Annotated in this window: 18 protein-coding genes and 1 riboswitch; of the genes, 10 read left to right on the top strand and 8 right to left on the bottom strand. The window is 50.7% G+C overall.

Annotated elements, in window-relative coordinates:
* The first annotated feature begins 155 nt into the window (after nt 1–155).
* From AC791_RS09005 to AC791_RS08995, 3 genes are all read left to right on the top strand, one after another.
* Nucleotides 156–1586, top strand: coding sequence for a hypothetical protein (locus tag AC791_RS09005; protein WP_049840118.1), 1431 nt, complete (start codon nt 156–158; stop codon nt 1584–1586).
* 417 nt (nt 1587–2003) lie between these two features.
* Nucleotides 2004–3497, top strand: a complete 1494-nt coding sequence (locus AC791_RS09000; protein ID WP_049840117.1) for a hypothetical protein — start codon at nt 2004–2006, stop codon at nt 3495–3497.
* Between the two features lie 72 nt (nt 3498–3569).
* Nucleotides 3570–4676 (top strand): ABC transporter permease, encoded by a 1107-nt coding sequence (locus AC791_RS08995; RefSeq protein WP_049840116.1) that lies wholly within the window; start codon nt 3570–3572, stop codon nt 4674–4676.
* On the opposite strand, the gene AC791_RS08990 is transcribed toward AC791_RS08995, so the two are convergent.
* Nucleotides 4638–5048, bottom strand: a complete 411-nt coding sequence (locus AC791_RS08990) for a YbhQ family protein (RefSeq protein ID WP_049840115.1) — start codon at nt 5046–5048, stop codon at nt 4638–4640. The two genes, AC791_RS08995 and AC791_RS08990, sit on opposite strands and share 39 nt — an antisense overlap.
* Nucleotides 5049–5180: 132 nt before the next feature.
* Here AC791_RS08990 and AC791_RS08985 point away from each other — a divergent pair, with 132 nt between their 5' ends.
* The 3 genes from AC791_RS08985 to AC791_RS08975 are packed head-to-tail and all read left to right on the top strand — an operon-like array spanning nt 5181 to nt 8145.
* Nucleotides 5181–5942 (top strand): endonuclease/exonuclease/phosphatase family protein, encoded by a 762-nt coding sequence (locus tag AC791_RS08985; RefSeq protein ID WP_049840114.1) that lies wholly within the window; start codon nt 5181–5183, stop codon nt 5940–5942.
* Nucleotides 5939–7180: a cardiolipin synthase ClsB gene (gene clsB / locus AC791_RS08980; RefSeq protein WP_049840113.1), complete on the top strand. Its 1242-nt coding sequence runs from the start codon at nt 5939–5941 to the stop codon at nt 7178–7180. Before AC791_RS08985 ends, clsB begins: the two co-directional genes overlap by 4 nt.
* Entirely contained in the window at nt 7180–8145 is a 966-nt protein-coding gene (locus AC791_RS08975; RefSeq protein ID WP_049840112.1) for a lysylphosphatidylglycerol synthase transmembrane domain-containing protein, read from the top strand. Before clsB ends, AC791_RS08975 begins: the two co-directional genes overlap by 1 nt.
* Nucleotides 8146–8298: 153 nt before the next feature.
* On the opposite strand, the gene AC791_RS08970 is transcribed toward AC791_RS08975, so the two are convergent.
* The 6 genes from AC791_RS08970 to moaA form a co-directional block, all read right to left on the bottom strand.
* The gene (locus AC791_RS08970; protein WP_049840111.1) at nt 8299–9006 is read right to left on the bottom strand and encodes a Bax inhibitor-1 family protein; all 708 of its coding nucleotides are present in this window, start codon (nt 9004–9006) and stop codon (nt 8299–8301) included.
* 59 nt (nt 9007–9065) lie between these two features.
* Entirely contained in the window at nt 9066–9515 is a 450-nt protein-coding gene (gene moaE / locus AC791_RS08965) for a molybdopterin synthase catalytic subunit MoaE (protein WP_049840110.1), read from the bottom strand.
* A 1-nt stretch (nt 9516) separates the two neighbouring features.
* Entirely contained in the window at nt 9517–9762 is a 246-nt protein-coding gene (gene moaD, locus AC791_RS08960; RefSeq protein WP_049840109.1) for a molybdopterin synthase sulfur carrier subunit, read from the bottom strand.
* Complete coding sequence (moaC, locus tag AC791_RS08955) at nt 9755–10240, bottom strand: cyclic pyranopterin monophosphate synthase MoaC (protein WP_049840108.1); 486 nt, start codon at nt 10238–10240, stop codon at nt 9755–9757. Before moaC ends, moaD begins: the two co-directional genes overlap by 8 nt.
* Nucleotides 10241–10243: 3 nt before the next feature.
* Complete coding sequence (gene moaB / locus AC791_RS08950) at nt 10244–10756, bottom strand: molybdenum cofactor biosynthesis protein B (RefSeq protein ID WP_049840107.1); 513 nt, start codon at nt 10754–10756, stop codon at nt 10244–10246.
* An 18-nt stretch (nt 10757–10774) separates the two neighbouring features.
* A complete protein-coding gene (gene moaA / locus AC791_RS08945; protein WP_049840106.1) occupies nt 10775–11764 on the bottom strand; it encodes a GTP 3',8-cyclase MoaA in 990 nt (329 codons plus the stop codon).
* Nucleotides 11752–11883, bottom strand: a riboswitch (molybdenum cofactor riboswitch). Its footprint overlaps the gene before it by 13 nt.
* Nucleotides 11884–12084: 201 nt before the next feature.
* On the opposite strand from moaA, the gene yvcK reads away from it, so the two are divergent.
* From yvcK to pmrB, 4 genes are all read left to right on the top strand, one after another.
* Nucleotides 12085–12993: a uridine diphosphate-N-acetylglucosamine-binding protein YvcK gene (gene yvcK, locus AC791_RS08940; protein ID WP_049840105.1), complete on the top strand. Its 909-nt coding sequence runs from the start codon at nt 12085–12087 to the stop codon at nt 12991–12993.
* An 82-nt stretch (nt 12994–13075) separates the two neighbouring features.
* Complete coding sequence (eptA, locus tag AC791_RS08935) at nt 13076–14716, top strand: phosphoethanolamine transferase EptA (RefSeq protein ID WP_049840104.1); 1641 nt, start codon at nt 13076–13078, stop codon at nt 14714–14716.
* Nucleotides 14717–15382, top strand: a complete 666-nt coding sequence (gene pmrA, locus AC791_RS08930) for a two-component system response regulator PmrA (RefSeq protein ID WP_049840103.1) — start codon at nt 14717–14719, stop codon at nt 15380–15382.
* Nucleotides 15382–16467, top strand: coding sequence for a two-component system sensor histidine kinase PmrB (gene pmrB, locus AC791_RS08925; protein ID WP_049840102.1), 1086 nt, complete (start codon nt 15382–15384; stop codon nt 16465–16467). The genes pmrA and pmrB overlap by 1 nt, the downstream gene beginning before the upstream one ends.
* 132 nt (nt 16468–16599) lie before the next feature.
* Here the strand turns inward: pmrB and uvrB are convergent, their stop codons facing one another.
* A complete protein-coding gene (uvrB, locus tag AC791_RS08920) occupies nt 16600–18618 on the bottom strand; it encodes an excinuclease ABC subunit UvrB (protein WP_049840101.1) in 2019 nt (672 codons plus the stop codon).
* Nucleotides 18619–19022: the final 404 nt, after the last annotated feature.

The following is a 19022-nucleotide window of genomic DNA, read 5'->3' as shown; positions in this document are numbered from 1 at the left end:
CGTTGCAAAACTTAAAATAGTATAAATTCATTTTTTTGTGACAACTCGAAATGCCAGTTAAATTAACCAAATATAATACCTATTACAATGTCTATCAGCAGGACACTGTTTCCAGCAATGCAGACACGAAACGGCAACCTTCTAAGGTTGCATCCATGCTCGTTAATTTAAAAAATACCTTTGACTTTTCAGGGGGTAATATAAGTAAAAAAACCAGCGATACAAAATCTGACCAGGCATTTAAGCAGGGCATCATCAGCAATAAAATCACTCCTGAAATAAAGGTTCCTGGTAGTAAAATTAATAGGCAAATTAACCTCCTGCAGCAATCAATGGTGGAATTAAAAAATAAACTGGAATCACTTTCCACAAAACTGGAATCGATGCCTACAAAAGTGAACGCACCAGTTTTAAGCGATAAATTAAAATATGCTACAAATAAAGCGTTAAAGGCATCCTGCACTGAAGATAACGCGCTGGGTAAATTATATCTTTCTGTTCTGAATGAAGAGGTAGAGATACTCTCAGCCGGTAAGAAAATCCTCCATTACCCTAATTCTTATAATTCGCTGACACCAGATGAAACGTTAATTGTAACAAAAAACGTTTTGGAAAAGAAGCTGGCCATTATGGACTTTTGCCTAAAAATATTATGTCTGTATGAACAAGCTGGCTGGGTATCATCCATTGAATCCCACATGCATACTTCTCCATGTCATTCCGTTGATAAAATGCTGGATGAAAACATCAAACTTTCTGCGGAGAAACCGATATTAACCAGTAAGCGAGGCAAAGACCCGTCATCAGAGTTGTATCATGAGAGACAATTTTACCTGTCAGGGACCTGTGCGCTTCATGCGAATAATCATTACCTGGCTTCATGGTGTGAGAGAGAGGGTGTGCCTTTTCTGCCACTAACACCACGTCGGCTTGAGATGATACTTTCTGGCCTGCAGCAAAGACTGGTAGCAGAATCAAAAGAGCTGATGATCATGGATCGGCAAGCCAATATCATTCCTGACGATCTGACTAATCCCCTATCGCCGCATCTTAACGACAATGAAAGATATATTATTAATCATAGAAATGATGTTATTAAATATGATATAGAGGCACACAAAAATAAGATTATTGACGTTATAACAACAGGATTCATCCTTAGCTCGAAAGTTAATGAGAAGATAAACCAATTATATGGTATGCCAGCGCAGATATTTGAGGGCGCGAAAAAATTTTCTGACTGGAACAAAGACCTTACAAAAATAAAAAAATTAGAACAGCAACAAGATAGTCTTATCTGCGTACTTGAGTCAGAGCTTGAGGATTATGGTCACGCCATATGCTTTACTAAGAAAAATAATGAATGGTATCTTCAGGATTCCAACTTACGAAAACCTATTAAATGTCAGCCCAGTCAATTCATCCGTTTTATTAACAACAAAGAAACTAATCCTCTGATTAGAGAGAGACTGGATTCTTGTGATTACAAGCAAGATAATAAATTATCTAAAGACTCAATCCTGGCATTTTACCATTATGAACCACAGAGGAGCCAGGAAAACGTAAGCACACAGGTAGTTAACTGACTATAGATTTCAATGCATTATAGTTAAATCGCATAGCGAGGCCCACTGCCGAATGGTAGCATTTCAGGTACCCGTAGTGGGCGAGTAACATTAAATATTTTCACAGTAACGATACTCATGAGCTTATAAGTACGTAAACTACCAGGCCACTTAAAGACATCACCATAATCCATTAATATTCAGGCTAAGTGCATAGAAAATGTTATCACTAAGGCAGGTGAAGCAGCCGAAAAAGAAAAACGCAAGGAAATAAATAACAGACAACGCAAAAAGCAAAATTTATTGACAGCATAATAATTCATACGACCTGACCACTAATCTCAGACATACAGTTTTATGACTAAATGAGTTTTTATGGATTTCCTTATTTTGCGTTCTAGAATAGTATATAATTTAAACTTGCTGCAGGAAGCTATTATGCTAGTTCGTTCGCCTGGCCACAACCATTTACCTGATATTACCCCTTCCACTTATGATACTGTAAATATCATCGAAAACCATCAACCTAAGAATGCATTTACCTATTTATGCAAAAGCGTGAAAAACAGTCTGATCAGTGCTGGCCGTGACAAGATTGAAAATACAGAAGCGCAAAATACAGCGCGCCTACAGGACGACATTGCCAGAAACAGGATTACAGACGTAAATCAGAAACCTGAAACCATAATAGGAAAGCAAACGAATCTTTTGCAGAGTAGAATAAAAGGCTTACAAGGTGATCTGGAATTTATTTCCGCTAAAGTTGACACCAGCACAGAAAAACCAGTACTGAGCGATAAGGTAACCCGTGCGCTAACTCAGTCGCTGAAAGAATCTGCTGTCCATGATGCAGAATTAGGGCGACTCTATTTATCGATATTAAATGAAGAAATAGCGATCGCCGCTAATACTTGCCACTCCTCACCCGAAGACGATAACCGATCATTTTTACTCACACCAGAAGAGGCGCTACTGGTAAAAAAATGTACTCTGGAGAAAAAGCTGGCGGTAATGGATTTTTGCCTAAAAATACTGCGTATACATGCTCAGGCGGACTGGGCGTCATCAGCACGATTTACTGACCTGCCTCCTGTTGATGAAATGCTGAATAACAGTCTCGATTACGCTAATACGATCCCTTTATTTGTCGGCGAACAGGGCCGGGACCCTGAGAGCGGTTTGTATCACGAAATGCAGTATGAAGCTTCTGGAACCTGTACTGTGCATGCTAATAATCATTATCTTGCTTCATGGTGTGAGAGAGAAAAAAGACCCTTTTTGCCGCTGACACCGCGTCGCCTGGAGCTTCTTTTTTGTGGTATAAAGTATCGACTTGAAACTGAAATAAAAGAAATGAGCAAGATGTCAGCGCAGTGTGGAGGCCAACCGGGATCGGTAAAAGATAAATCCCATATCATCCCTAAATTAGGGGAATTCACCATATTGTTATATAAAAGCAATATTATTGATTATAACAAAAAGCTTTGTGATGGCAGTTTTGTTGCTTCAGCCCTATCCAGCAATTTTCTTACACTGGGAGTCATTGATATTGTAAACCAGCTCTATTCGTTGCCGAAGCGGATTTCAAGCGAGGATAAATCGTTTAAAAAATGGGAGACTGATAGCAAACAAATTAGAGAAATAGAGCAGCAGGACAGCCTTATTTGCACCTTTGATGCCTCGGAAGCTAGCCAACAGAGCGGGCATGCCGTGTGCTTTACGAAAAAGAACAATATATGGTATCTGCAGGATTCAAATTTTCCCGAACCCATTCAATGCAGCCCCGGAGATTTTATTCAACACGCCATGCATCCAGAGAGGGTAGAAAATCTGCAAGAGCTGAGTACTGATTCTGAAAATTATGCGCAGATCTATGATTTAGATAAACATTGCGAAGTCCAGTTTCATCATTTTGAACCTAAGATGAAATAGATATATTCTTTACGTCATGCTATAAGTCCTTGACCGGATATCCCGGCGCGGCAGGATGTTACGGGAGATGCTATGTTTTATCGTTTATGGACGTTAATTCGTAAAGAGCTTCAGTCGCTATTGCGCGAGCCACAAACCCGCGCCATTCTGGTCCTTCCGGTATTGATTCAGGTACTGCTCTTTCCATTTGCAGCTACGCTGGAAGTCAGCAATGCAACAATCGCTATTTATAATGAAGATAATGGCAGACATGCGGTTGAGCTAACCCAGCGATTTGCCCGCGCAAAGGCCTTCACCCACGTTCTGCTGCTCAGAAGTCCGCAGGAGATCAGACCCACGCTGGACCAGCAAAAAGCGCTACTACTAGTGCGCTTTCCGGCCGATTTTTCGCGTAATCTCGACGCCCTTCAGCCCGCCACAGTTCAGCTGATCCTCGACGGGCGAAACTCGAACAGCGCGCAAATTGCGGCGAATTATCTGCAGCAAATGGTAAAAAACTATCAACTGGAACTGACGCAAAACCAGCCAAAGCCTAATAATAGTGAGCTGATAGTTCGCAACTGGTATAACCCAAATCTGGATTACAAGTGGTTTATCGTGCCGTCGTTGATTGCCATGATTACCACTATTGGCGTGATGATTGTCACTTCGCTTTCCGTCGCCCGGGAACGTGAGCAGGGCACCCTGGATCAGCTACTGGTGTCACCCTTAGCAACCTGGCAAATTTTTGTCGGTAAGGCTGTGCCGGCGCTGATTGTCGCCATGTTTCAGGCCACGGTTGTACTGGCGGTCGGGATCTGGGCTTATCATATTCCCTTTGCCGGATCGCTGGGGCTGTTTTACTTTACGATGATAATTTATGGCTTGTCGCTGGTAGGCTTCGGGCTGTTGATTTCGTCGCTGTGCTCGACCCAGCAGCAGGCGTTTATCGGGGTTTTTGTCTTTATGATGCCGGCGATCCTGCTCTCAGGCTACGTGTCGCCGGTAGAAAACATGCCGGTATGGTTGCAGAACCTGACGTGGGTGAATCCGATTCGCCACTTTACCGATATTACCAAGCAGATCTATTTGAAGGATGCGAGTCTGGAGATTGTCTGGGGAAGCCTGTGGCCGCTACTGGCGATAGCGGTCACCACAGGATCAGTGGCGTATATGATGTTTCGCCGTAAGATTGCTTAATTTTTTGTCTTTCGCCAGTAATGACATAATTGCGGGCCCGGCAAGGATAGCCAGCCCGGCCAGCGCCAGCAGCAGGTTATTTTGCAGTACGCGAGACATAAGCCACAGGACGATCATCGCGGTGCCAAAATACCAGGTCGTGGTTAGCTCTTCCAGTACGTCGGCCACGTCACGCCAGCGCCTGTCATGATGCCGCTGAAGCCCCAGCATCAGTAATACTGTGACGCTATAAACCGCGCATAGCCCCACGCCAATATGCACTAATACGCCGCTCATCCAGCCTGCGATCAATAACGCCGCAATCAGCAAATGCAACATAATCTGCCAGCAACAGAGACCTGTTGCGACACGAACACGTTGTCGCCACTTCATGGCATTTCTCCCGAAGAATTTTTAACTGATATCTCAGACTACCGGACTTTACGGAAAATTCCGTAACAACGCACCTTTTTGTGACGCCGACTACACTATTTTAAACAGGATAGTGACGCTGGCAGGAGAATCATGACCCAACATGCGCAACATTTTTCATTAAAAGTACTCACCATTAACACACATAAAGGATTCACTGCATTCAACCGACGCTTTATTTTGCCCGAGTTGCGTGATGCAGTGCGCACTGTTGGCGCAGATATCGTGTGTCTTCAGGAAGTTATGGGGGCGCACGAAGTGCATCCTCTGCACGTAGAGAACTGGCCGGATATGACCCACTACGAATTTCTGGCGGACACCATGTGGAGTGACTTCGCTTATGGCCGCAATGCGGTGTACCCGGAAGGGCATCATGGTAATGCGGTGCTATCACGTTATCCTATCGAACACTACGAGAACCGTGACGTTTCCGTCGACGGCAGCGAAAAACGCGGCCTGCTCTATTGTCGTATTGCGCCGCCTGGGGTCGATTATCGTATTCATGTCATCTGCGTTCACCTCGGATTACGCGAGGCGCACCGTCAGGCCCAGTTAGCCATGCTGGCCGACTGGGTCAACAGCTTTCCCGACGGCGAGCCGGTAGTGGTGGCAGGCGATTTTAATGACTGGCGACAGAAAGCGAATTACCCCCTGAAATCAAAAGCGGGTCTGGAAGAGATCTTTACACGTGCCAAAGGCCGTCCTGCGCGCACATTTCCCGTCAGTTTTCCCCTGCTACGACTGGACCGGATCTATGTTAAGAATGCCCATGCCAGTAGCCCATCGGCGCTGGTACTGCGCAACTGGCGTCATCTGTCCGACCATGCCCCATTAAGTGCGGAGATCCACCTATGAAGTGTGACTGGCGAGAAGGAAACCGCATCCAGTTACTGGAGAACGGCGAGCAATTTTATCCGGCGGTCCATGCGGCCATTGATGAGGCTAAAAGCCGGGTTATCCTCGAAACTTTTATCTGGTTTGAGGATGAGGTTGGTAAAGCGCTGCACGCAGTATTGTTACGTGCGGCCCAGCGCGGCGTGAAGATTGATGTTCTGCTGGACGGGTATGGCTCACCGGATCTTAGTGATGATTTTGTTAATGAGCTAACGGCCGCCGGCGTCATCTTCCGTTATTACGATCCGCGTCCGCGTACAATGGGAATGCGCACTAACGTCTTTCGCCGGATGCACCGCAAGATCGTGGTTATTGATACCGATGTCGCCTTTGTGGGCGGTATTAATTACTCCGCTGAGCACATGTCCAGCTATGGTCCACAGGCCAAACAAGATTATGCCATCCGCATTGAAGGCCCGGTCGTTCAGGATATCCTGCAATTTGAGGTTGAAAATCTGCCGGGTAATGCGTCGGTGCGGCGCTGGTGGCGACGCCATCATCGGGCGGTTGAGAATACTAAACCGGGCAACGCCCAGGCGTTGTTTATCTGGCGCGATAACGATGAACATCGTGATGATATTGAACGCCACTATTTGAAGATGCTGGCGAATGCGCGTCGTGAAGTGATCATTGCTAACGCCTATTTTTTCCCCGGCTATCGTTTGCTGCATGCGATGCGTAATGCCGCCCGCCGCGGCGTGAAAGTGAAGCTGATTGTCCAGGGCGAACCGGATATGCCGATTGTGAAGGTCGGGGCCAGGCTGCTGTACAACTACCTGATCAAAGGTGGTGTCAGTGTTTACGAGTACCGCCGTCGTCCGCTGCATGGCAAGGTTGCGCTGATGGACGATCGCTGGGCCACGGTAGGCTCCAGCAATCTCGATCCGCTGAGCCTGTCTCTTAATCTTGAGGCCAATTTGATCATTCACGATCAGGAGTTCAACCAGACGCTGCGGGAAAATCTGAACGCCATTATCAGTAAGGACTGCATGCTGGTGGATGAAACGATGATGCCCAAACGCACCTGGTGGAACCTCGGTAAAAGCGTGGTGGCGTTCCACTTTCTGCGCCATTTCCCGGCGCTGGTCGGCTGGCTTCCCGCGCACACGCCGCTTGTGGCCGAGGTCGATCCTCCAGTGCAACCGGAGCTTGAAACTCAGGATCGCATTAATACCGAAAATTCCGGAGTAAAATCCTGATGGCTAAACCACATCCTCGCTGGCGGCTGGCGAAAAAAATCCTTACCTGGCTGTTTTTTATTGCCGTAACGGTCCTGCTGGTAGTGTATGCCAAAAAGGTGAACTGGGAAGACGTGTGGAATGTGATCCGCGACTATAACCGTCTGGCGTTGTTAAGTGCCGTCGGGCTGGTGATCCTCAGCTATGTGATGTACGGCTTTTACGATTTACTGGGACGGGCATACTGCGGACATAAGCTGGCGAAGCGGCAGGTTATGCTGGTATCGTTTATCTGCTACGCCTTTAACCTGACCCTGAGTACCTGGGTGGGCGGCATTGGGATGCGCTATCGACTGTATTCGCGGCTGGGCCTGCCGAGCAGCACTATCACGCGAATTTTCTCATTAAGTATTACCACTAACTGGCTGGGCTATATTCTGCTTGGTGGTCTGATCTTTACTTTTGGCGTTGTCCAGCTTCCGTCCCACTGGTATATCGACCAGGGCACGCTGCGCATTGTTGGGGTGATCCTGCTGCTGCTGGTGGCGGTGTATATGTGGGGCTGCGCGTTTGCGAAGCGTCGGCATATTACGATTAAAGGCCAGAAGCTGGTACTACCGTCATGGAAGTTCGCCATCGCGCAGATGGTCATTTCCAGCATCAACTGGATGGTGATGGGGCTGATTATCTGGCTGCTACTAGGCCAGGATGTGAACTATTTCTTTGTACTGGGCGTATTGCTGGTCAGTAGTATCGCGGGGGTCATTGTGCATATTCCGGCGGGTATTGGCGTGCTGGAAGCGGTCTTTATTGCGCTGCTGGCGGGTGAACACACCTCACAAGGAACAATTATTGCCGCGCTCCTGGCTTATCGAATGCTGTACTACATCGCCCCGCTTCTGCTGGCGCTGGTGTGTTATTTGCTTCTGGAAAGCCGGGCGAAAAAGCTCAGAGCAAAAAACGAGCAGGACATGGCGAAGTCGTGAGACGCGAATGCCCGACGGCGCTGCGCTTGCACGGGCCTGGGGTCATCAGCAAGTGTATGGTTATTGTCTGAAGTACAGGCCGGGTGGCGCAACGCCACCCGGCCTGTTGACGGAAATGCCTCCTGAAAGAGGTTGATATCAACCTCTTAACCACTAACGGCGATTGCCGAAGATCCGCAGCAGCATCAGGAACAGATTAATAAAGTCGAGATACAGCGTCAGCGCACCGAGAATAGAGTACTTACGCAGCATACTGCTGTCACGGGTATCGATCTGCTCGCCAATACGCTTGAGCTTTTGCGTATCGTAGGCCGTCAGACCAACGAAAATGACCACGCCGATATAGGTCACTGCCCACATCAACGCCTCACTCTTCAGCCAGAAATTTACCAGCGACGCGAGAATAATGCCGATCAGGCCCATAAACAGCATATTGCCGAGGCCGCTGAGATCGCGTTTAGTGGTATAGCCATAAAGACTCATGGCACCAAACATCCCGGCCGTCACGACAAAGGTGCTGGCGATTGACGAATAGGTATACACCACAAAAATGCTGGAAAGCGTCAGCCCGGTGAGCGCCGAATAGAGCATAAACAGCGTGGTTGCCATCGCGGCGCTAAGTTTGTGCACCAGTCCGGAGAGCACAAAAACCAGCGCCAGCTGAGCGATAATCAGGCCAAAAAAAGTGATCTTGCTGGAGAAAACGAACATCAGCACGGCGGGGGTATTAGCAGAATACCAGGCGACAAACGCCGTCAGCAGCAGGCCGCAGGTCATCCAGCCGTAGACCTGCGCCATGTAGGTTTGCAGGCCGGTACGGGATCGTTGAACCAGTGAATCTGAACGCGGATATCGTTCCATGAAAAACTCCTTATAAGTTGAGTACTCAAGTAAGACTACTACATCTTAAGAAAGTCGCCTTACCAGCGTTGCGCCGCCTGCTTGTCACTGTCCCGGGCATCAACCCAACGCTCGCCTTCCGGCGTAGCTTCACGCTTCCAGAAGGGAGCACGGGTTTTCAGGTAGTCCATAATAAATTCCCCGGCGTCAAAGGCGCTACCGCGATGGGCGCTGGTCACGCCGACAAAGACGATTTCCTCGCCCGGCCACATCTCGCCGATGCGGTGGATCACCGTAACGCGACCTAACGGCCAGCGTGCACGGGCTTCATCAACAATTTCCGCCAGCGCTTTTTCGGTCATCCCCGGATAATGTTCGAGCGTCAGCGCTTTTACGCTGTCGCCGAGATTATGATTGCGGACTTTACCGGTAAACGTCACTACGGCACCGTCTTCGTCTCGCTCTGCCAGCCACGGATATTCGTCACCCACGCGAAACGGCGCATGGCCAACACAAATACGGGTTTCCATTTCAGCCTCCGGTTACCGGTGGGAAAAATGCCACTTCATCACCATCGGTCAGCGGCTGGTCGAATGCCACCAGCGTCTGATTGACCGCAGCCAGCAGCTTGCCTTCTTCCAGCGCCAGTGCCCAGCGATCGCTTTGGGCGGCGAGATGCTGGCGCAACGCGCCAACCGTGGTAAATTCAGCGGCCACCGTCAGCTGGTCGGTGCCGACCAGTTCACGAACCTGGGCGAAAAAGAGAACATTAATCATGTGAGTTCACCGTAAAATCACCCGACTTGCCGCCGCTTTTTGCCAGCAGGCGCACCGGACCGATTACCATGTCTTTTTGTACTGCCTTACACATATCGTAGATAGTCAGTGCAGCCACCGAGGCCGCGGTCAGGGCCTCCATCTCAACGCCGGTTTTGCCGGTCAGCCGACAGCACGTTTCAATACGCACCCGGCTGCGATCGGTTTGGGCCTCAAGCTGGACGTCAACTTTACTCAGCAGCAGCGGATGGCACAGCGGGATCAGTTCCCAGGTCCGTTTCGCTGCCTGAATACCGGCAATCCGCGCAGTAGCAAATACATCACCTTTGTGATGGCTACCGTCAACAATCATCGCCAGCGTCTCCGGCAGCATAGTTACAAAGGCTTCTGCGCGGGCCTCACGCACCGTCTCGGCTTTGGCCGAGACATCTACCATATGCGCTTCGCCTGCGGCGTTGAGATGGGTCAGCTGTGACATAATCTATTTCTTCAAGTGAGGATAAAAGTTGCAGGGACGGGTTCGGGTATCAAGCTGTGGAGCAATGATATTTTCCCATGCCGTACGGCAGGCTTTAGGTGAGCCGGGCATTGCAAAAATCAGGGTGTTATTCGCGATGCCTGCGACCGCACGTGATTGCAGCGTCGAGGTACCAATCTCTTCGAACGAGAGCATACGAAATACCTCGCCAAAGCCTTCAATCTCGCGGTCAAACAGTGGCAATAGCGCTTCAGGCGTCTGATCGCCTGCGGTAAATCCGGTGCCGCCGTTTATCAGGATCGCCTGCACTTCATCATGGGCGATCCATGCAGAAACCTGAGCGCGGATCGCATAGCGGTTTTCTTTTACGATAGCCTTATCAACTACCTGATGACCAGCTTCACTGGCCGCATCGCGCAGATAATGCCCGGAAGTGTCGTCTTCTTCGCTACGGCGACTGGATACGGTAAGGACCGCGATACGCACTGGCGCAAATTCAGCACTGACCTGACTCATTAAAATCTCCTGAGCGGGCTATCCGCCAATATAAGAAAGGTTCTGAGTAATGCCCGTATTTCCTTCATGCAGGAAGTGGGTCTGTTTTTTATGGGCAAGGGCCGCCGCAATACGTGACTCCAGCGCCGCCTGCTGATCATCATCCGCCAGCAAATCGCGCAGGTCGACGCCACCGTCACCAAACAGGCATAAATGCAGCTTGCCGATCGAGGAGACACGCAGGCGGTTACAGCTGGCGCAAAAATCTTTTTCATACGGCATAATGAGGCCGATTTCGCCGTCATAGTCGGGATGGCAGAATACCTGAGCCGGGCCGTCGCTACGCTGACGGATCTGGTGAAGCCAGCCGCGTCTGAGCAGTTCATCGCGCAGCACCATGCCAGAAATATGATGTTTACGGAACAGCTCGCTGCCCTCCCCGGTTTCCATCAGTTCGATAAAACGCAGCTGAATGCGCCGGGGTTTGATCCAGGCGAGGAACGTATCAAGCTGATGATGATTGACGTCGCGCATCAGCACGGTATTAACCTTAACGCGCTCGAATCCGGCGTCAAAGGCAGCATCAATACCCGCCATGACCTGATGAAACTTGTCCTGGCCAGTAATCGCATGAAACTGGCGGGCGTCGAGGCTATCGACGCTGACGTTAACATTGGTTAACCCGGCATCGCGCCAGCTGGCAATATCACGCGCCATCCGGTAACCATTAGTGGTGACCGCAATCTGACGGATCGCCGGGTTTTCGCGCACGGTGGCGATAATGTCGGTAAAGTCACGACGCAGAGAGGGTTCTCCGCCGGTGAGGCGCACTTTTTCAGTGCCGAGCGCCGTGAAAGCACGCGTGATGCGGCGAACTTCATCAATGCTCAGGAAGCCTTTATTGGAAACGCCGCTGGGGCGGTAGCCGTCCGGCAGACAGTACGTGCAACGGAAGTTACACACATCGGTGATCGACAAACGCAGATAGTAAAACCTGCGGGCGAACGCATCGGTAAGTTGTGAAGCCATATACACCTTTCCAGTTCGGGAGGCACAGTCATTTCTTCCTGTACCCTGGTGGCTTATGCCACGGCTACTGCACCATATCCTGAGACACAGGCACAGAAGCTAGAGTGATTATGCCGATAGTAGCGCGTCAAACCCATTTTCGCCACTCGCGCAAAACGCTGTATAATTACGTACATAGCGTTAAGATCGTGCAATTTCGCTACAGAATACGCCTAAATCACGCTTTTGCATTGATATGCATCAGTTTAGCGCAGTGAGCCCATCGTCTTTTAGGGGTAGTTACGTTACTGTTACGCGGAATGATTAAATAAGGGAAAGCTATGCGTAATCGCACGTTTGCGGATCTGGACAGAGTAGTGGCATTAGGCGGCGGGCACGGACTGGGACGCGTCATGTCTTCGCTATCATCCGTTGGCTCACGGCTAACCGGCATTGTGACCACCACCGACAACGGCGGTTCAACCGGGCGTATTCGCCGCGCTGAAGGCGGAATTGCGTGGGGTGATATGCGCAACTGTCTCAATCAACTGATCGCGGAACCCAGCGTGGCCTCCGCCATGTTTGAATATCGTTTCGGCGGCAACGGCGAACTTTCCGGACATAATCTCGGCAACTTGATGTTAAAAGCGCTGGATCACCTGAGCGTGCGGCCGCTTGAGGCCATTAATTTAATTCGCAATCTGTTAAAGGTAGATGCGCTGCTGATCCCGATGTCCGAAGTGCCGGTAGATTTAATGGCGGTAGACAGCGAAGGTCATGAAGTTTACGGCGAAGTGAACATTGACCAGCTTAAGCAGCCTCCGGCTGAGCTATTGCTTTCCCCCAATGTCCCCGCCACGCGGGAAGCGGTACAGGCCATTGCCGAAGCCGATCTCATTCTGATTGGCCCCGGCAGCTTTTATACTAGCCTGATGCCTATTTTGCTACTGTCGGATATCGCTCAGGCGCTACGACGCTCGCCGGCACCAATGATTTATATTGGTAATTTGGGGCGCGAAGTGAGCCTGCCGGCGGCAGAGCTTGAGGTAACGGATAAGCTCGGCCTGATGGAGCGCGCGATTGGCAAACGCGTGATTGATGCGGTGGTTATCGGCCCCGATACCGCCATCCACGGTTTAGAGGACCGGGCTGTGGTGCAGCAGCCCCTTGCCGCCGATGACGTTCCTTACCGACACGATCGGCATTTATTACGTAGCGCGCTGGAGCGGGCAGTTCAGGCTCTGGGGTAATATTTTTAAGCCATTTCAATCTTAAGGTTGGCTTAATCCTTCTCTGCGAGGATGGCGTTCTCTTTTCTAATGAGAACACATTATGCGGGCGTTACATCTGCGCAGACCGACCATCGGTCTGCTGGCTTATCTGCTTCTCTTTGCACTCTACATTGCCCTCTTTTTGAACATTGCCTTCTGGCATCAGGCATTCAAATTACTCCCGGTCAACTCGTTGCATTCGGTATGGGTATTTGTTTCGATGCCGGTGGTCGGTTTTGCCGTAATCAATATTCTGTTAACCCTGGCATCTTTTCTGCGCCTGCATCGCCTGGCCGTCGCTGTTTTCGTGCTACCGGGCGCAGCGGTACAATATTTTATTCTTAATTTTGGCATCGTGATGGATCGCTCAATGATCGATAACATTCTCGATACCACACCGGCGGAAAGTTTTGCCCTGCTCTCCGTACGTCTGGTGCTGTCGATACTGTTTTCCGGAGTACTGATGGCCGCGCTGGCCTGGTGGGTGAAAATCCGCTATCCCGCCACGCTGAGCCGCGGCGTACTGCTGCGAACGGTTAATATCACGCTTTCGGTACTGGCTATTCTGCTGGTGGCCCTCCTGTTCTATAAAGATTACGCGTCGCTTTTTCGCAATAATAAACAGCTGGTCAAATCGCTTAGCCCATCCAATAGCCTTGTAGCAAGCTGGTCCTGGTACACCCATAACCGGATGGATAATTTACCGCTGGTGAGGATTGGCGAGGATGCACAGCGCGATCCGCGCATGACGCAGGGTGCGCATAAAAATCTGACTATCCTGATTGTGGGTGAAACGTCGCGCGCCGCCAACTTCTCACTGGGCGGCTACGCTCGTGAGACCAACCCGCGCCTGAAACACGATAACGTTGTTTACTTCCCGCAAACGACCTCCTGCGGCACCGCAACGGCCGTATCCGTACCGTGCATGTTTTCCGGAATGCCGCGTGCGCATTATGATGCCCAGCTGGCACACCATCAGGAGGGGTTGCTGGATGTCATCCAGCGTGCCGGTATCCAGGTTCTGTGGAATGAAAACGACGGAGGCTGCAAAGGCGCCTGTACACGCGTACCAACCCAGGATAAGACCGCGCAAAAACTGCCCCGTCAGTGTATGAATGGCGAATGCTACGATGAGGTTTTATTCGATGGTCTGGAACGATATATCGACACCCTTCAGGGCGATGGGGTGATTGTTTTACATACTATCGGCAGCCACGGCCCGACCTATTATCGTCGCTATCCGCCACAGTTCCGTAAATTTACCCCCACCTGCGACACCAATGAGATCCAAACCTGTAGTCAGGCACAACTGATGAATACCTATGATAATACGGTTCTGTACGTGGATTATATTGTCGATAAGGCGATCAAGCTGCTGCAACGTAAACAGGATAAATTTACCACCAGCCTGGTCTATCTTTCCGATCACGGTGAATCTCTGGGTGAAGATGGCATTTATCTCCACGGTTTGCCGTGGTCGGTGGCCCCGCAGATGCAAAAACACATTCCGATGCTGATTTGGCTTTCAGCGGATTATCAGAAGCGTTATGACATTAATCAGCAGTGTCTGGAAAAAAACGCTGACACACAATCCTACTCACAGGATAATCTTTTCTCGACCATGCTGGGATTAGTCGGTGTTAATACGCACGTTTATCAGGAAAAAGACGACATTTTACTGCCGTGCAGAGGAGCTAACTAAGTGAAAATATTAGTTATAGAGGATGACGCTTTATTATTGCAGGGATTGATTCTCGCAATGCAAAACGAGGGATATGTCTGCGACGGCGTAACAACGGCCCGGGATGCCAAAATTTGCCTGGCCAATGCCTATTACAGCTTAGTGGTACTGGATCTGGGCCTGCCGGATCAAGATGGTTTGCAGCTGCTGGCGAATCTGCGCCGGGAGAAATTCACCCAGCCGGTTCTGATCCTGACCGCACGCGATACCGTTAACGATCGCATCTCAGGCCTGGATACCGGCGCGGATGATTATCTTATTAAGCCTTTCGCCCTCGACGAGCTGAATGCGCGTATTCGCGCCCTGCTGCGCCGTCATCATAATCAGGGTGATAACGAAATAACTATTGAGGATCTCACGCTGAATGTCACGCGTCGTCAGGTCCTGCTTGCCGGTGAACAGCTGGATTTAACGCCAAAAGAGTATGCGCTACTGTCCCGACTGATGTTAAAGGCGGGCAGCCCGGTCCACCGTGAAATTTTATATAACGATATCTACAGCTGGGAAAACGAACCGTCCACCAATACTCTTGAGGTGCACATGCATAATCTGCGGGAAAAAATTGGCAAAACGCGGATACGCACGGTGCGCGGTTTCGGCTATACAATGCCAGTGCAGGGTAAATAATGGCGCTATTGCGTAAACGGAAAACCACCATGCGCTTTCAGCTGCTGCTGACCATCGGTGCCATTCTTGTGGTGTGCCAGATATTCAGCGTGTTATGGCTGTGGCATGAGAGTAAAGAGCAGATCCAGCTGCTGGTTGAGAGTGCCATCCACAATCACAATAACAGCAAACACGTTGAGCATGAAGTTCACGAGGCGGTAGCCAGCCTGCTGGTCCCGAGCATGTTAATTATTGGCCTGGCGTTAATTATTAGCTTTCACGCGGTGAAAAAGATCACTCGTCCACTGGCTGAACTGCAGCGTGAGCTGGGTACCCGCACGCCAGATAATCTTCAGCCTATCAATATTGCTGCCCCGGTGAGCGAAGTGGAAGCGGTAACCTCGGCCATTAATCAGCTGGTGTCGCGGCTGACCGTCACGCTTGAGCGCGAACGGCTTTTTACTGCCGATGTGGCGCACGAATTGCGTACGCCGCTGGCCGGGCTGCGTTTGCACCTGGAGTTGATTGGCCGGGCCGGCACGGCCAACGTGGAGCCGCTGCTACAGCGTCTCGATCAGATGACAAACAGTATTGCTCAGCTTCTCCAGCTTGCCCGCGTCGGGCAATCCTTTTCCGCCGGGAGTTACCAGCGGGTTGAGCTATATTCGGATGTGATCCTGCCCCTGCAGGATGAGCTTGAAACCATGCTGGCGCCGCGCCAGCAGCGGCTGGTGCTGCCTGCTGAATGTCAGGCTGCGGTGTCAGGAGATGCCACGTTATTACGCTTCCTGCTGCGAAATCTGGTGGAGAATGCCTATCGCTACAGCCCGGTCGGTTCGGCTATCAGCATTTATCTTGAGTCAGAAAACGGGCCGCTGCTGGTGGTCGAAGATGAGGGTCCGGGCATTGATGAGTCAAAAAGCGGCGAGTTGAGTAAGGCATTTGTGCGTATGGACAGCCGATACGGGGGAATTGGCCTCGGATTAAGCATCGTAACGCGAATTGCACAGTTACATGACGCGCAGTTCTTTTTGCATAACCGACAAGCACAGCCAGGCGCACGAGCGTGGGTAAAATTCAAAGCCCTGCACAGCCCGCACGTATAAGCGTACTAACGGTCATGGCGGCTGCGCTTTATCCGGCCTGCCAGAACTAAGCGTTATCAGGCCGGTCTTCCCACAGGCCTGATAAACCCAGCGCCACCGGGCATGGAACCCGCCGTCCCGGTCGTTATTCCACTAGGATGCCGCGATGAACAGATCGCGTAACTGGTGAAGCTGATCGCGCGTTTGTGCGGCTTCCTCAAATTCAAGATCCCGGGCGTGCTGCATCATCTTCGCTTCCAGCTCGTGAATTTTCTGCTGTAGCGCTTTCGGCGTCAGCGGCAGTGCGGCATCGTCCTCAACCGGATGACGCGCTTTACCACGGCCTTTGGCTTTGGTCTTCGCAATGTTCTCACCCAGCGCCAGGATGTCGACGACTTTCTTATTCAGGCCCTGCGGCACAATGCCATGTTCTTCGTTGTACTGCTGCTGCTTCTCGCGGCGACGCTCCGTTTCACCGATCGCTTTTTCCATCGACGCCGTGATCTTATCGCCGTACAGAATCGCTTTACCGTTGATGTTACGTGCCGCACGACCAATGGTCTGGATAAGTGAACGCTCGGAACGCAGGAAGCCTTCTTTGTCGGCATCAAGGATAGCGACCAGCGAAACTTCCGGCATATCCAGCCCCTCTCGCAGCAGGTTGATACCGACCAGCACGTCAAACTCACCGAGGCGCAGGTCGCGAATGATCTCCATACGCTCCACAGTGTCGATGTCCGAGTGGAGATAGCGAACCTTCTCGCCGTGTTCGGTCAGATATTCGGTTAAGTCTTCCGCCATACGTTTGGTCAGGGTGGTTACCAGAACGCGCTCATTTATGGCTACCCGCGCGCGGATTTCCGAGAGCAAATCGTCCACCTGGGTGCCGACCGGACGCACTTCAATAATGGGGTCCAGAAGGCCGGTAGGACGAACGACTTGATCGACAATGTCGTCACCCGACTTTTCCAGCTCATACTTGCCCGGCGTCGCGGAAACGTAAATGGTTTGTGGCGCCAGGCCTTCAAACTCTTCAAACTTCATCGGACGGTTATCCAGCGCCGACGGCAGGCGAAAACCATATTCCACCAGGGTCTCTTTACGCGCCCGGTCGCCACGATACATGCCTCCAATTTGTGGAATAGTCACGTGCGACTCATCGATAACCAGCAGACCGTCGGCGGGCAAATAGTCGAACAGCGTCGGCGGCGCTTCACCCGGCCCACGCGCGGAAAGATAGCGCGAGTAGTTTTCGATACCGGAGCAGTAGCCCAGTTCGTTCATCATTTCGAGGTCGAACTGAGTGCGCTGGGTAATACGCTGTTCTTCAAGTAACTTGTTGTTCGCCATCAGCGTTTTGCGCCGGTCAGCCAGCTCAACTTTGATGTCTTCCATCGCCTGCACAATACGTTCGCGCGGCGTGACGTAGTGCGTTTTGGGATAGACGGTAAAACGCTGAATGGTGGATTCAATGTGTCCGGTAAGCGGATCGAATAACGACAGGCGTTCGACTTCTTCGTCAAATAACTCAACGCGCAGCGCCGTATCGTCAGACTCTGCCGGGAAAATATCAATCACCTCTCCGCGCACGCGAAACGTTCCGCGCTGGAACGCCTGATCGTTGCGGGCGTATTGCAGCTCTGCCAGGCGGCGCAGGATATCGCGCTGATTAATGATCATGCCGATGGATAAGTGCAGCATCATTTTCAGGTACAAATCGGGGTCGCCCAGGCCGTAAATTGCCGAAACGGACGCCACCACGACGACATCCCGACGCTCCAGCAGCGCTTTGGTAGCCGACAGACGCATTTGCTCGATATGCTCGTTGACCGACGCGTCTTTCTCAATGAAGGTGTCGGAACTGGGGACATACGCTTCCGGCTGGTAATAGTCGTAGTAGGAGACGAAATACTCTACGGCGTTATCCGGGAAGAACTCTTTCATTTCGCCGTACAGCTGCGCTGCCAGCGTTTTGTTAGGCGCCAGCACCATGGTTGGCCGCTGAAGATCGGCAATGACATTCGCGACGGTAAACGTCTTCCCTGACCCGGTTACGCCAAGCAGCGTCTGATGGGCCAGGCCATCTTCAAGACCTATTTTAAGACGACGAATCGCCTCAGGCTGATCGCCAGATGGACGAAATGCGGAATTCAGTTTGAACGGTTTACTCATTAATGGCTACCTGAAAGGAATGAAGCGGGCAGGAGCATAATTTTACGCGCCGCTGGTGATTTTGCCAACAGCTAATACTGGATAAAAAAACAGTAAGCGTAAAATTCTCCCCGTTATTGATGTAAACATCAGCAAAAGCGTAGCGCCAGGCCGGGAAAATGCCACCTGAAACGGGTTATCCCCAGAAAAATTCGTTTATTAACTTTGTCAAGTAACGTCATGACGGTTTAATGGCAACAGATGACACTTTTCTTGCACCGCTTGCTTTTATTTAACTGTTTGTATTTTATGTAAATATTATAAAAGCCGCGTTTGCCGCCAATTCAGGCGCAGGCCGCGTATTTACTCGTTTACCGCATCTTTTCTAACTCTAATACACAAGGTTATCCACAGGAATAGTGGAT

The sequence above is a fragment of the Klebsiella sp. RIT-PI-d genome (assembly GCF_001187865.1).
Lineage (GTDB): Bacteria > Pseudomonadota > Gammaproteobacteria > Enterobacterales > Enterobacteriaceae > Superficieibacter.
Note: the sequence above shows the minus strand (reverse complement) of the source record. Positions and strands in the feature narration are given on the sequence as shown.